We start from the raw sequence: 13,299 nt of genomic DNA, 5'->3' as shown, positions 1-13,299 counted from the left end.
CTCGCGCATCCACGCAGCGATCAGCACCAGCGCGGCCACGAGGTAGCTCAGCCCGCCGGGCAGCCACATGATCAGCCCCGCCAGCTGCTGGTCCTCCAGCGGAGTGAGCCCCCACGTGGCCGCGGCGCCGGCATACGCCGGGTACCACGGCCGCGCCCCGAACGTGAGCAGGGCACCCAGGCCGCCGCTATGCATGGCCGTCGCGAACAGGTAGAAGACGGACGCGCCGTACCCCATCCGCCCCTCGCGGCCGTGCACCACCGTCCACCAGAACAGCAGTCCCGTGCCCAGGAAGCTGGCGTGCTGCAGCGCGTGCAGCCCCTCGCTGCGCAGCGCCGCTTGGTACAGCCCCGGCAGGTGCCACGCCCACAGCGCCAGCGCGTTCAGCAGCCACGCGGCCAGCGGCGCCGTCAGCAGTCCCCAGCCGCTCCGCACCGGTGCCGCTTTCGCCCATCTACCCATCCGCCGCCGCCAGGATAGGGGCAGGGCCCAGAGCAGGGGGACCACGGGCCGGCCGAGGACCAGCAGCGGCGCGGCGAGGGCCATCAGCAGCTCGTGCTGCACCATGTGCGCGCTGAACAGCGCTTCGCCCATGGCGTGCAGGGGCGTCGCCATGGCCACGAACAGCGCCGTCCACCCCGCGGCGAAGCAGCCGGCCTGCCAGCGCCGGATGCCGCGCCCGGTGCCGGAGCGCCGCCACATCCGCTCCACGCCCCGCGCGTACAGCCACCCGCTCGCCAGCAGCAGGATCCAGACGCCCGGGTCCGTGCTCCACGCCGTCCACGCGTCGTGCGGCGCCACGGGCCGGCCCGCGTGCGCCCACGCGTCCGCCGGGGCGAGCGCGATCCATCCGGCGACGGCGCCGGAGACGGCGGCGCGGCGCATCAGATTCCCATGCAGGGGTTCAGGAAAAAGCTGGCCGTCCACTGGGCCAGGATGGTCAGCGAGAACAGCGCGCTGGCCAGCATCCCCAGGAACGCCATGAACCGGGCGCGGGGAATGGTCCCGCCCTCCTCGCCGGGGTGCTCCCCGCCGGCGCGCTTCCACTCGCGCCACGCCACCCATCCGCCCGAAAGGGCCAGGGCCAGCGTGAGCACGCTCAGCGCGTGCAGGTACAGCATGTTGTCCTTGGCACACGCCACGCGGACGAGGCCGTACTGCGCGTTGAGCCCCAGCATCCACGCCAGCGGCCCCGCCAGCACGGCGAACCACAGGGCCGCCACGCCGCGCGGCTCGCGAAAGTGCCGGATCTCCCCCGGCGAATCAGCCATGTGCGTACGCTCCCTCATACCGCATCCGGAAAAGGAGTTGTTTTCCTGAGGGGCCCTCACGAACCCGGGCGCGCTGGATGCGTGCGGCCCCGAAGGATCTTCCCGCCCGGGCACGGACCCGGTCCGGCGGCAAAGACCCTGCTCCGCGAGGGAGATCCTTCGGTCGCGCCACAGTCTCGCGAACAGGTGAGCTCCGCGCGGCGCTCCCTCAGGAATTCAGCATCGATGTGCAGTGTTCATGCAGATTCGGTATCACAGCACGCGGGGGCCCCAGTAGACCACCAGGTAAACGGGAATCCACGCCAGCGACAGGAAGTACTGGTAGAACGCCGCGTCGCTCACGTCCGGGTAGTGCTTGCGGCGCGCCTTGCCCGTCATGAACAGGGCCGCGATGGTCCCCGTCTCGAACACGTCCACCACGATCAGCGTGGAGTGCAGCACCACCACGCCCCACGCGGCAGACCCGTAGGCGTGCGCGTCCCACTTTACGTTCAGCGCCATCAACTCGAACCAGCGCAGCACGTTGACGACGACCGTCATCCCCGTGGCGATCCACAGCGCCGGCACCACGGCCGCGCGGTCCATCCGCTTGGCCGCCCGGTCCGCCCGGCGCATGGGGATGATGACGGCCAGCAGCAGGACCGTGTTGATCGTCGGGATCAGCAGGTCCGGCTGCGGCGTGCGGCCCGGCGGCCAGTCGAACTCGTTCTGCCGCAGGTACAGGTAGCTGGCGATCATCAGCACGAGGGTGAATCCCTCGATGATCATGAAGCCCAAGGTGCCCCACCACAGCACCGTCCGCTTGCCGAAGACCACCGTCGACAGGGCCGAGACGTCGATGCCCGTCCGCGGCGCGCTCATGCGTAGTCCTCCGCGTGCGTGGACGGGCCCTGCTGCTCGTCCTGCGTCCACAGCCAGCGCAGCAGGGCGGGGAACATGAGCGCCGGGCCGATGACGAACGCCCAGGTGGTGAAGATGCCGCCCACGAACGTCACCCCCACGGCCAGGGCGGCCAGCAGCGGCGCGATCGTCGGGCCCGGGTGCGCGTAGCGGGCGTCCGGCTCGGCGTCGAGGACCGTCGTCAGCAGGATCTCGCGGCGCTCGGGGTTCAGCCCGCGCACCACGGGGCGGTCCGGCGTGCGCTCCCACAGGGCGTAGAGCCCCTGGACCACGGGGATGTGCTGAAAGTTGTACGGCGGCGGCGGCGACGGCGTGGACCACTCCAGCGTGTGCGCGCCCCACGGGTCGTCCCCCGCCGGGGCGCCGCTCCGCAGCGAGCGGAAGACGTTGGCCAGGAAGGCGAGGATCCCGGCCGTCATCAGCACGGCGCCCACGGTGGCCAGCTGGTTGAGGCCCGTAAAGCCGTGCTCCGGCAGGTAGGTGTACACGCGGCGCGTCATCCCCATCAGCCCCAGGAAGTGCATGGGAAAGAAGGTGACGTTCATGCCGATGAAGAACAGCCAGAAGTGCCAGCGCCCCAGCGTCTCCGACAGCATTCGCCCCGTCACCTTGGGGAACCAGAAGTAGACGGCGGCGAAGAGGGGGAAGACAAAGGCGCCGATCTGCACGTAGTGAAGGTGCGCCACGACGAAGTAGGTGTCGTGCAGCTGCTGGTCGAAGGGCACGGAGCCCACCATGATCCCCGTGATGCCGCCCAGGACGAAGAGCACGATGAAGCCCAGGGCGAACAGCAGGGGCGTGGCGAAGCGCGGCCGGCCGGCCCACAGCGTGGCCAGCCAGCAGAACACCTGCACGCCGCTGGGGATGGCGATCATCATGCTGGCGGCCGTGAAGAAGCTCTGCCCCAGCTGCGGGATGCCCGTGGTGAACATGTGGTGCACCCACAGGCCGTATGCCAGGAACCCCGTCGCCACCAGGGAGAGCACCAGCGCCGTGTGGCCGAACATTTTGCGCCGGGCGAACACGGGGATGATCTCGCTGATGAACCCCGTGGCCGGCAGGAACATGATGTAGACCTCGGGGTGGCCAAAGAACCAGAACAGGTGCTGCCAGAGCAGCGGGTCGCCCCCCTCCGCCGGGTTGAAGAAGTGCGTGCCGACGAGCCGGTCCATGGCCAGCATCATGCTCGCCAGGGCCACGGACGGCATGGCGAAGATCACGACGAACGACGTCACCAGCACGGCCCACACGTACAGGGGCAGCCGGTTGAGCGACATTCCCGGCGCGCGCTGCTTGAAGATGGTGACGATGATCTCCACGGACGCCACCAGCGCGGCGATCTCGGTAAAGGTCACCGTCTGCGCCCACACGTCCACGCGCTTGCCCGGCGAGTATTCCGGCCCGGCCAGGGGCACGTAGTTGAACCAGCCGGCGTCCGGCCCCGTGTTGAGGATGAAGCCGCCGTACAGCAGCAGCCCGCCGATGAGGTACGTCCAGTAGCCGAACGCGTTGAGGCGGGGGAACGAGATGTTGCGCGTCCCCACCATCAGCGGCACCAGGTACAGCGCCACGGCCAGCTGCACGGGCACCCCGAACAGGAACATCATCGTGGTGCCGTGCATGGTGAACAGCTGGTTGTACAGGTCCGGGTCCACCAGCCGGTTCTCGGGCCGGGACAGCTGCAGGCGCATGACGAACGCCTCCAGGCCGCCCAGCAGAAAGAACAGGAACGCCGTGGCCACGTACCGCCTGGCCACGGACTTGTGGTCCACCGCCATCATCCAGCCCGCGAAGCCGTGGCGCGGCGCCCACGTGCGCTCCATGACGGCGCGCTCGTCGGCGTCGGCCAGGCTCACGGCTACCTGCTGTTCGGTGCTCGCCACGTGGGTCTCCGGGTCACTTCAGGCTCTGGAGGTAGCTGAGCAGGGCGTGCAGCTCGTCGCTGGGCAGCGGGTTGGGCGGCATCTGCGTTCCCGGCTTGATGCGCTGCGGGTCCACCACCCAGCCGGCCAGGTGCCCGCGCGTGTTGGGCAGCGTGCCCGACGCGAGGGTCCGACGGCTGCCCACGTGCGTGAGGTCCGGGCCCACGCGGCTGCCGGCCGGCGTGCCGCGCACGGTGTGGCACATCACGCAGCCGCGGGAAAGAAAGACCTGCTGCCCCTTCTGCTGCGGCGAGTCCGCCGGGACGGCGGCGCCGCGCACCTGGGCGTCGTACCAGGCGGCGAACTCCGCCGGCGCCTGGGCGATGACCAGCACGTCCATGTGCGCGTGCTGCAGCCCGCAGAACTCGGCGCAGCGGCCGCGGTACACGCCGGCCCGGTCCGCCTGGAACGCGGTGACGCCCGTGTAGCCGGGGATCAGGTCCAGCTTGCCGTGCAGGGCGGGCACCCAGAACGAGTGGATGACGTCGCCGGACTGCACCTCGATGCGCACCTTGCGCCCCACGGGGACGTGGATCTCGTTGGCCGTCGTGAAGCGCCGGTCGTAGCGGGGATCCTGGTAGTCCACCTGCCACCACCACTGGTGCCCCGTTACGCGGACGACGAGGGCGCTCTCGTCCGGGAACCGGGCCAGGCGGCGCCCCGTGTCGAAGTTGTAGACGAGCACCACGAGCAGGATGACGGTCGTCACCGCCACGGCGCCGATCGTCCACCGCCACATCGTCCGCTCCACCTCCGGCCCGCCGGCGCTCTCCGTCCGCCGCCGTCCCCGCCACACGGCGTAGAACAGGAAGCCCACGACGAGGATCCAGACGACGGAGCCGACCACCGTCAGGAACAGCCCCAGCTCGCCGATGCGGCGTGCCTGCGGGCCGGCCGGGTCCACGGCGCTCAGCTGGCGGCCGCACGCGCCCAGCAGCGCCGCGCCGGCCAGCAGGTGCGCGGATCGAATCAGCCGCGGGAAAGGAGGCCGGGTGCTCACGGCAGCTGCCGCTCCGCGGGGGCGTCCGTCGCGGGCTTGGTCTCCTGCATGTGGTCGCTGCGGGCGGGCCACACGTCCGGCGGCGTAAGTCCGCTCATCGTGCGCACGTACGCCACCAGCTGCCACAGTTGGGCGTTGTCGATGCGGCCGCGGAACGACGGCATGCCGTTGGGGCGGCCCTGGACGATGGTCTCGAAGACGTTCTCCGGGTCGCTGCCGTAGATCCACTCGTCGTCGTTGAGGGGCGGGCCCATGCCGCCGCCGCCGCCGGGGGCGTGGCAGCCGGCGCAGTTGTATTGCGCGTAGAACGTCTGCCCCTGGCCCACGGCCCAGCGGTTCTCCTGGTAGGCGCCCTGCGACGGGTCCACCGTCCTGGGCCCGGCCTGCAGCTCCGACGTCTGCACCGCGGGCATGGCGGTGGCGCCGGGGGGCGTTTCGCGGAACGAGCGCTGCTCGCGGTCGCACGCCGTGACAAGCAGCAGCAGTGCGAGCGTGCGAACGTGCGAGCGTGCAAAAGTGCGCTTCATCCGGGTTCGCCTCATTCGCTCGGGATGCGGCGCGGGCCCACGCGGGGCACGCCGTACTCGTCCAGGATGGCCTCCACCTCGGCGCGCCGGCGCTGGAGGATCTCCTGCACCTCGTTCATCAGCAGCGCGTCGTCGCGGCGGGTGCCCATGGCGATGTCGTAGACCATGGGGAGAAACGGCAGGTCCACCTGCGGCTGCACGGGGACGATCTTCATCTTCACGCGCTGGCGCGGGACGAAGTAGCCGGCCAGCGGGCCCCAGACGACGGCCACGTCCAGCTCACCGCTCGCCACGGCGTCCAGGATGCGGGCCGGCGGGTTGGGCCGCGCGTAGTCGCCGTAGAGCGTGTAGCCGCGCACGTTCTCGATCATCCCGCGCTTGCTCAGCGCGTGGGCCGGCGGCGCGTTGGCCCCGTCGTCGCCGATAAGGTGCACGCCGATGGTCAGCCGCTTGAGCACGGGATCGTCGAACGAGCGGACCTCGAACTCCGCGTCCTGCCGGTAGACAAAGACGTAGGTGGAGCGGTAGTACGGCCGCGTGGGCAGGGCGAGCTCGAAGCTGGCGGGGATGCCCGTCACCAGGTCGCACTCGCCCGTGCGCAGGGTGTTGCGGATGAAGCCGCGCCGCTGCGCCCACCACGTGTACTTGACCGTCGCGCCCATCTCCCGGGCGATGAGCGCCGCGATGCGGTTCTCGAACCCCTCTCCCGCCTCGTTGCTGAACGGCAGGTTGTTGGGATCGGCGCAGACGCGCAGCTCGCGCCGGCCCCTGGCGTCCACCCGCTGGTCCGGCCGCAGCGGCTGCACGACGTGGGCGGCGGGGACGGCCATCGGCGCGGGGGTGGAGTCCACGACGGTCGTCCGCCGGATCGCATCCGCCACGTGTGCCTGGTCCGGCGAACTGCACGCGGCGAAAAGGATCAGGGAATAGGGAATAGGGAATAGGGAATAGCGGGCAACGGCGCGCAGAAGGCGGCGCGCGCCCACGTTCGCACTTTCGCACTCTCGCACTTTCGCACTCGTCCCAATCATGGCAGCGCGAAGACGTAGAGGGTGCCGCCCTTGTCCGTGGCCAGCGGCAGGTCGCTCATGGCGCCCACGAAGCCCAGCGCCGCCGACGGGTCCTGCGTGGACAGGTCGCCGCTGACCACGGCGCCCGGCCATCCGCCCACGCCGTCGAACACGGCCACGTACTGCTTTCCGTCCGGCCCCCGGAAGGTGATGGGCTGCGCGATGATCCCCGACCCCGTGCGAAACTGCCACAGGATGCGGCCCGTGCCGGCGTCCACGGCCCGGAACCAGCGGTCCATCGTCCCGTAGAAGACCACGTCGCCGGCCGTGGCCAGGGCGCCGCTCCAGACGGGAAAGCGCTCGCGGATCTTCCACGCGGGGCGGCGGCGCACGGGGTCCCACGCCGTGAGCTCGCCGCGGTGGCCGCCGGGGCCCGCGTGCATGGTCACGTTGGCGCCCACGTACGGCGTCCCGGCGATGTAGTTGGCCTCGATCGCCTCGTAGTCCATGCACAGGTTGTTGTGCGGGATGTACATCAGCCCCGTGCGGGGCGACCAGGCGCTGGGCTGCCAGTCCTTGGCCCCGGGCGCCGCCGGGCAGATGTCGCGGATCACCTGCCCCATCCGCGGCGTGGCGCGCGGCTCCGGCTGGTACGCGCCCGTCTTGAGGTCGACCCCCCTGGACGACGTGATGTGGACGAACGGGTCGGCGCTGAGCACCTGCCCCGTCGCGCGGTCCAGCACGTAGATGTACCCGTTGCGCTCCGCCCGCACGAGCACGGGCCGCGTCTGCCCGTTCACGGGCAGGTCCAGCAGCAGGTTCTCGTTGATGCCGTCGTAGTCGTGCACGTCGTGGGGGCTCCACTGGTAGAACCAGCGGGCCTGCCCGTCGTCGGGGTCGCGGGCAAAGACGCCCGCCGTCCACTTGTTGTCGCCCGGGCGCTGCTCGGGGTTCCACGGACCGGGATTGCCCGTGCCGTAGTAGACCAGGTCCAGGGCGGGATCGTAGCTGATCCACCCCCACACGGTGCCGCCGCCCGTCTGCCACGCACCCGGGGGCCACGACGTCACGCCCAGGTCCGTCCCGCGGTCCTGCTCGTAGAACGGCCTGAAGCCGGGGCCGATGAGCACGTCGCTGTCCGGCCCCGTGCTGTACGCCCGCCAGGCGAGGGTGCCGTCGGAGACGTTGAGCGCCGTGAGCCAGCCGCGGACGCCCATCTCGCCGCCGCTGTTGCCCACGAGGACCTTTCCCTTCACCACCAGCGGGGCCATGGTCATGGTCTCGCCGCGATTGATGTCGCCGATGCGCACCCGCCACGCTTCCGTCCCCGTGGCGGCGTCGACGGCCACCACCTGGTTGTCGAGCGTGTTGAAGAAGATGCGCCCGTCCGCGTACGCCGCGCCGCGGTTCACCTTGTCGCAGCAGGCCACGCCCTGCGCGGCGGGCTGCACGGGCGGCTCGTACACCCACTTGAGCGGCGCGCCGGGCCGGGTAAGGTCCAGCGCGTACAGCTTGTTGGGGAACGGGCTCACCCAGTACATCGTGGTGCCCACGACGAGCGGCGCGCCCTCGTGCCCGTAGAAGTTGCCGTCGCTGAAGGTCCAGGCCAGCCGCAGCGTGGAGACGTTGCGCGTGTTGATCTCCGCCAGCCCGCTGAAGCGCGTGGAGGCGTAGTCGCGCGCGGGCATGGTCCACTGCCCGTCCTCCGCCACCGTGACGTTGCGCGTCGTGGGCCTGAAGTGCGACGCCAGCGCCGGCAGCTCGCCCGGCTGCCTTCCCGCCGCGCCCTGCTCGCCGGACGTGCGCTTGTCCATGCACGCGGAGAGCGCCAGCGCGAACAGCAGGGAACAGGGAACAGGGAACCGGGAATGGCGGGCAAACGCGCGCAGAAGGCGGCGCGCGCCCACTTTCGCACTTTCGCACTTTCGCACTTTCGCACTCGTCCCGATCATGGCAGCGCGAAGACGTAGAGGGTGCCGCCGCGGCCGGTCGCCTGCGGCAGGTCGCGCATGGCCCCGGCAAAGCCCAGGGCGCCGGTGCTGTCGTTCGCGTTCAGGTCGCCCGCGACCACGGCGCCCGGCCAGCCGCCCACGCCGGAAAGCACCGCGACGTACTGCTTTCCGTCCGGCCCCCGGTAGCTGATGGGCTGGCCGATGATCCCCGACTCCGTCTTGAACTGCCACAGCAGCTGCCCCGTCCGCGCGTCCAGCGCCTTGAACCACCCCTCCATCGTCCCGTAGAAGACCACGTCGCCGGCCGTGGCCAGGGCGCCGCTCCAGACGGGAAAGCGCTCGCGGATCTTCCACGCGGGGCGGCGGCGCACGGGGTCCCACGCCGTGAACTCGCCGCGGTGGCCGCCGGGGCCGGCGTGCATCACCACGTTCATCCCCACGTACGGCGTGCCGGCGATGTAGTTGGCCTCCACGCTCTCCACGTCCATGCACAGGTTGTTGTGCGGCACGTAGAGCAGCCCCGTCCGCGGTGAGAACGCCGTGGGCTGCCAGTCCTTGGCGCCGGGCGCGGCCGGGCAGATGTCGCGCGTGACCTGCCCCATGTGCGGGTACTTTTCCGGCGCGGGGTGGTACACGCCCGTCCGCACGTCCACGCCCGTGGAGCTGGTGATGTGCACGAACGGATCGGCGCTGAGCACCTGCCCCGTGGCACGGTCCAGCACGTACATGTATCCGTTGCGCTCCGCCCGCACGATGGTCCTGCGCGTACGCCCGCCGATGGGCAGGTCCAGCAGCACGTTCTCGTTGATGCCGTCGTAGTCGTGCACGTCGTGCGGGCTCCACTGGTAGAACCAGCGGGCCTGCCCGTCGTCCGGGTCGCGGGCAAAGATGCCGGCCGTCCACTTGTTGTCGCCGGGACGCTGCTCGGGGTTCCACGGACCGGGATTGCCCGTGCCATAGTAGACCAGGTCCAGCTCCGGGTCGTAGCTGATCCACCCCCACACGGTGCCGCCGCCCACGCGCCACGTCGTCGACGGCCACGTCCTGGTCCCCAGGTCCGTCCCGCGGTCCTGCGCGTAGAACGGCTTGAAGTCCGGGCCGATGAGGACGTCCTTGTCCGGGCCCGTGCTGTAGGCGCGCCACGCGATCTTCCCGTCCGAGACGTTGAGCGCCGTGAGCCAGCCGCGGACGCCCATCTCGCCGCCGCTGTTGCCCACGAGCACCTTGTCCTTGACCACCAGCGGGGCCATGGTCATGGTCTCGCCGCGGTTGATGTCGCCCAGGCGGGTGCGCCACACCTCGGCCCCCGTCCGCGCGTCCACCGCCACCGTCTGGTTGTCCAGTGTGTTGAAGAAGATCTTGCCGTCCGCGTACGACGCGCCGCGGTTCACGACGTCGCAGCAGGCCACGCCCTGCGCCGCGTGCTGCTGCGGGGGCGTGTACGTCCACTTGAGCTCGCCGTCGCGGGCGAGATCGAGGGCAAAGAGCGGGTTGGGATAGGGGCCCACGACGTACATCGTGCTGCCGACGACGAGCGGCGCCGCCTCGTGCCCGCGGCGAATGCCCGTGGAGAACGTCCACGCGGGCCGCAGCCGGGCCACGTTGGCCGTGGTGATCTGCCGCAGCCCGCTGAAGCGCGTGCTCTGGTAGTCCTTGGCGGGGATGAGCCACTGGCCGTCCTCGGCCAGGCTGTCGCCGGGCGCGACGGCGCGGCGGGCGGCCAGGGCGCTGCCCGCGTCGGTCTCCGGGCGCTCGCCGCGGGCGCAGCCGGCCGCCAGGCACAGGAGCGCGAGGCGAACGGCCAGGGCCGTCGCCACACGGATGGACCGCACCACACCTTCAGGACGTTCGCCCGGCACGGTGTGCAGCGTTGCAGGGAATGGATGCGGCGGAAACGCCCCGAACGCGGGACGCACCATCCACACGGATTCAAAACCGCGGCCACGGCGGGAACAGCGTACGCACGCCTCCACATCCGGAGTCCGCCCCTTCATCTACTCTGGATTTCGCAGCTTTCGTGCCGCGTGTGGCCCTGCTATTGCTGGCAAATCGCCGCAAGCGCCTGTTTCCCAAGTACACGAAGCGTGCACAAGCATTGGACAATGTGGCCGCGGGCGAGGGATGGATGGACCGGCGCGCGTTCCTGACGGCTGCGGGCCGCTCCGCCGTGCTGCTGGCCGGCGGCTGGCGCGTGGGCGTACGGGACGCGCTGCGCATCGCGCTCGTCACGCCGGACGCGGACGGCGCCCTGGCGCGCGGGGTGACGATGGGCGTGGAGGAGGCCGCGCGGACAGGCGCGCTCATGGGCCGCGCCGCGGAGCTGCGGACGGCGCATTCCGTCGCGTCGGCCCAGCTGTTCCTCGCGGAGGGCGTCGGCGCGCTGGTGGGCGGATGGGACGTGGATTCGTGCCGGGCCCTGGGCGCGCTGGCGGAGTCCGCCGGCGTGCCGTTCCTGGACACCGGCTGCGCGGCGGACGTGCTGCGCGGGGCGGAGTGCCGCCGCGCCGTCTTCCACGTGGAGGCGAGCGACGCCATGCGCGCCGCCGCCCTCGCCGCGAGGCCGGCGGACGCGGGCGAGGCGGCGCGGGCCGTGCTCTGGCATCCCACGCTGGAGCGCTTTGGCGCGGCGCAGCTGAACGACCGGTTTCGCGCGCGGTGGGGCGGGGCGGGGATGGACGGCGCAGCGTGGGCGGGGTGGATGGCGGCCAAGGCGCTGTGGGAGGCGTCGCTGCGGGCGCGGAGCGTGGAGGGCGCGGCCCTGCGCGCGTACCTGGAGCGCGAGACGACGCAGTTCGACGGGCACAAGGGGTGGCCGCTCTCGTTTCGCCCATCCGATCGCCAGCTGCGCCAGCCGCTGTACCTGGTGACGGAGGATGGATCGCGCGTGGTGGCCGAGGTGCCCGCGCGTCCCGCGGAGGGCGGCTCCTCGCGCGCCCTGCTCGACGCGCTCGCCGGCGACGCATCGGCGTCCGCGTGCGGGGAATCGCGCGCGGGAATGGATTGAAGTCTCACGCCGGAGGAGAGGGATGAGGCTGCGGATGGGGGTGGCGGCGGCGCTGCTGGTGCTGGCCGCGTGCGGCGACGAGGACAGGACGCAGACGGACTACACGCCCAGCAACGACCACGCGCGCACGTCGTCGGACGACGGGGCGGCGCGGCCGGCGCCCGCCGCGCCCGTGCCCGACACGCTGCCCGTCAAGGCGCCGCCGCAGGACACCCTGCCCATCACGCTGTCGCCGCTGGGCCGGGCGACGGCGCGGGGCACGGGGCAGGTGGCCGCGTCGGGCAAGGCGACCGTCGTGCGCGTGATGCTCACGCGGACCGCGCGCGGCCAGACGTACGAGGGCGCCATCCGCCGGGGCGTGTGCACGGCGATGGGCGCCAGCATCGCCTCGCTCTTTCCCGTGAGCGCGGATTCGCTGGGGAGCGGGCAGGCGGCCAGCGACGTGAGCGTGCCCATCGACAGCCTGACGGGCGCGCCGCACGTGGTGGTCTACGGCCGCGGCGGTCGCCCGGAAGCCTGCGCCGCCATCCCGTTCGCCGCCGACTCCGCGCGCGGATGAACATCAACGACAACTGCATTCTCACGCAGAGCCGCAGAGGACGCAGAGTACTTCATCGCGCGACGAAGTACTCTGCGCCTCCGCGGCTCTGCGTGAGATGTTTTCAAAGCCGAATGGTCCGGAAGCTTGTTTTCGCGCTCCTGCTCTGCATGCCGGGAGTGGCATCCGCGCAGCAGGGAACCCCGCTGCTCTTCGTGAGCAACGAGGGATCCAGGAACGTGTCCGTCATCGACGCCAACACGCGGCGCGTCGTGGCCACCATCCCCGTGCCGGAGCGGCCGCGGGGCATCCAGGTGTCGCCGGACGGGCGGCGCGTGTACGTCGCGCTCAGCGACGAGCACCCCAACCAGCAGAGCGGCGGCGACGCCATCGCCGTCATCGACGTGGCCACGCGGCGCGTCGTGGCGCGATACGCGTCGGGCACGGACCCCGAGCAGTTCGGCGTGACGCCGGACGGCGCGCGGCTGTACGCGTCCAACGAGGACGCGGGCACGGCCAGCGCCATCGACCTGCGGACGAACCGCGTACTGGGCACGCTCGTGGTGGGCATCGAGCCCGAGGGCGTGGCCGTGAGCCCCGACGGCCGCTGGGTGTACGTGACGGCGGAGACGAGCAACACCGTCTCCGCCATCGACACGCGCACCAACACCGTGGCCGCGTCGTTCCTGGTGGACCTGCGGCCGCGCGCCGTGGCCTTTGCCCGCGACGGGCGGCGGGCGTACGTCACCAACGAGGTGAGCGGCACGCTGTCCGTGATCGACGTGCCGGCGCACGAGGTGGTGGCCAGCGTGGAGCTGGAGGGCGGCGAGGGGCGGCCCGTGGGCGTGGTGGCCTCGCCGGACGGGTCGCGCGTGTACGTGGCCAACGGGGGCGCCAGCGTCGTCACTGTCCTGAACGCGCGGACGCTGCAGTCCGTGGGCCGCGTGCCCGTGGGCCGGCGGCCGTGGGGCGTGGCCATCAGCGCGGACGGGCGCTGGCTCTACACGGCGGACGGCCTGGCCAACCAGGTGTCCGTCATCGACACGCGCACCCTGCGCGTCGTGGGCACCATCCGCACGGGCAGCCGCCCCTGGGGCATCGCCGTCTCGCACTGACCTGCACGCCGGCGCCGGGCTTTCTCCCCTCTCTGCGAGGAACGAGCGGGGAGGGGCCGG

General features: G+C 71.5%; 12 protein-coding genes. 3 read left to right on the top strand and 9 right to left on the bottom strand.

Translation table 11 applies throughout. The features are described from left to right. From VFZ20_RS32545 to VFZ20_RS32505, 9 genes are all read right to left on the bottom strand, one after another. Positions 1–885, bottom strand: an 885-nt coding sequence (locus VFZ20_RS32545; RefSeq protein WP_329688153.1) for a cytochrome c oxidase assembly protein, incomplete at its 3' end; no start/stop codon positions are given. Next, complete coding sequence (locus VFZ20_RS32540) at positions 885–1,271, bottom strand: hypothetical protein (protein ID WP_329688152.1); 387 nt, start codon at positions 1,269–1,271, stop codon at positions 885–887. The genes VFZ20_RS32540 and VFZ20_RS32545, both read right to left, overlap by 1 nt. 252 nt (positions 1,272–1,523) lie before the next feature. Continuing rightward, complete coding sequence (locus VFZ20_RS32535; protein WP_329688151.1) at positions 1,524–2,132, bottom strand: cytochrome c oxidase subunit 3; 609 nt, start codon at positions 2,130–2,132, stop codon at positions 1,524–1,526. Continuing rightward, a complete protein-coding gene (ctaD, locus tag VFZ20_RS32530; protein WP_349264160.1) occupies positions 2,129–3,994 on the bottom strand; it encodes a cytochrome c oxidase subunit I in 1,866 nt (621 codons plus the stop codon). Before ctaD ends, VFZ20_RS32535 begins: the two co-directional genes overlap by 4 nt. A 73-nt stretch (positions 3,995–4,067) precedes the next feature. Beyond that, positions 4,068–5,093: a cytochrome c oxidase subunit II gene (gene coxB / locus VFZ20_RS32525; protein WP_329688149.1), complete on the bottom strand. Its 1,026-nt coding sequence runs from the start codon at positions 5,091–5,093 to the stop codon at positions 4,068–4,070. Next, positions 5,090–5,620 carry a c-type cytochrome gene (locus VFZ20_RS32520; protein ID WP_329688148.1) on the bottom strand — a complete coding sequence of 177 codons (531 nt, stop codon included), beginning with the start codon at positions 5,618–5,620 and terminating at the stop codon, positions 5,090–5,092. The genes coxB and VFZ20_RS32520 overlap by 4 nt, the downstream gene beginning before the upstream one ends. 11 nt (positions 5,621–5,631) lie before the next feature. After that, on the bottom strand, positions 5,632–6,501 hold the full coding sequence (locus VFZ20_RS32515) for a substrate-binding domain-containing protein (protein WP_329688147.1): 870 nt from the start codon (positions 6,499–6,501) through the stop codon (positions 5,632–5,634). 146 nt (positions 6,502–6,647) lie between these two features. After that, a complete protein-coding gene (locus VFZ20_RS32510; RefSeq protein WP_329688146.1) occupies positions 6,648–8,444 on the bottom strand; it encodes a methanol/ethanol family PQQ-dependent dehydrogenase in 1,797 nt (598 codons plus the stop codon). A 134-nt stretch (positions 8,445–8,578) separates the two neighbouring features. Then, positions 8,579–10,414 (bottom strand): methanol/ethanol family PQQ-dependent dehydrogenase, encoded by a 1,836-nt coding sequence (locus VFZ20_RS32505; RefSeq protein ID WP_329688145.1) that lies wholly within the window; start codon positions 10,412–10,414, stop codon positions 8,579–8,581. Between the two features lie 293 nt (positions 10,415–10,707). Here VFZ20_RS32505 and VFZ20_RS32500 point away from each other — a divergent pair, with 293 nt between their 5' ends. The 3 genes from VFZ20_RS32500 (at position 10,708) to VFZ20_RS32490 (ending at position 13,239) form a co-directional block, all read left to right on the top strand. Next, complete coding sequence (locus tag VFZ20_RS32500; RefSeq protein ID WP_329688144.1) at positions 10,708–11,586, top strand: ABC transporter substrate-binding protein; 879 nt, start codon at positions 10,708–10,710, stop codon at positions 11,584–11,586. A 22-nt stretch (positions 11,587–11,608) separates the two neighbouring features. Then, on the top strand, positions 11,609–12,145 hold the full coding sequence (locus VFZ20_RS32495) for a hypothetical protein (protein WP_329688143.1): 537 nt from the start codon (positions 11,609–11,611) through the stop codon (positions 12,143–12,145). A gap of 149 nt (positions 12,146–12,294) precedes the next feature. Then, positions 12,295–13,239, top strand: a complete 945-nt coding sequence (locus VFZ20_RS32490) for a beta-propeller fold lactonase family protein (RefSeq protein WP_329688142.1) — start codon at positions 12,295–12,297, stop codon at positions 13,237–13,239. Positions 13,240–13,299: the final 60 nt, after the last annotated feature.

The organism is Longimicrobium sp. (assembly GCF_036280135.1).
Lineage (GTDB): Bacteria > Gemmatimonadota > Gemmatimonadetes > Longimicrobiales > Longimicrobiaceae > Longimicrobium.
This window is presented reverse-complemented; position numbering and strand designations above follow the sequence as displayed.

Excerpts from the sequence above, each read along its gene's own strand:
- VFZ20_RS32540 (WP_329688152.1), bottom strand. The coding sequence starts at position 1,271 with ATGGCTGATTCGCCGGGGGAGATCCGGCACTTTCGCGAGCCGCGCGGC.
- VFZ20_RS32535 (WP_329688151.1), bottom strand. The coding sequence starts at position 2,132 with ATGAGCGCGCCGCGGACGGGCATCGACGTCTCGGCCCTGTCGACGGTG.
- ctaD (WP_349264160.1), bottom strand. The coding sequence starts at position 3,994 with ATGGAGCGCACGTGGGCGCCGCGCCACGGCTTCGCGGGCTGGATGATG.
- VFZ20_RS32520 (WP_329688148.1), bottom strand. The coding sequence starts at position 5,620 with ATGAAGCGCACTTTTGCACGCTCGCACGTTCGCACGCTCGCACTGCTG.
- VFZ20_RS32510 (WP_329688146.1), bottom strand. The coding sequence starts at position 8,444 with ATGGACAAGCGCACGTCCGGCGAGCAGGGCGCGGCGGGAAGGCAGCCG.
- VFZ20_RS32500 (WP_329688144.1), top strand. The coding sequence starts at position 10,708 with ATGGACCGGCGCGCGTTCCTGACGGCTGCGGGCCGCTCCGCCGTGCTG.
- VFZ20_RS32495 (WP_329688143.1), top strand. The coding sequence starts at position 11,609 with ATGAGGCTGCGGATGGGGGTGGCGGCGGCGCTGCTGGTGCTGGCCGCG.
- VFZ20_RS32490 (WP_329688142.1), top strand. The coding sequence starts at position 12,295 with ATGCCGGGAGTGGCATCCGCGCAGCAGGGAACCCCGCTGCTCTTCGTG.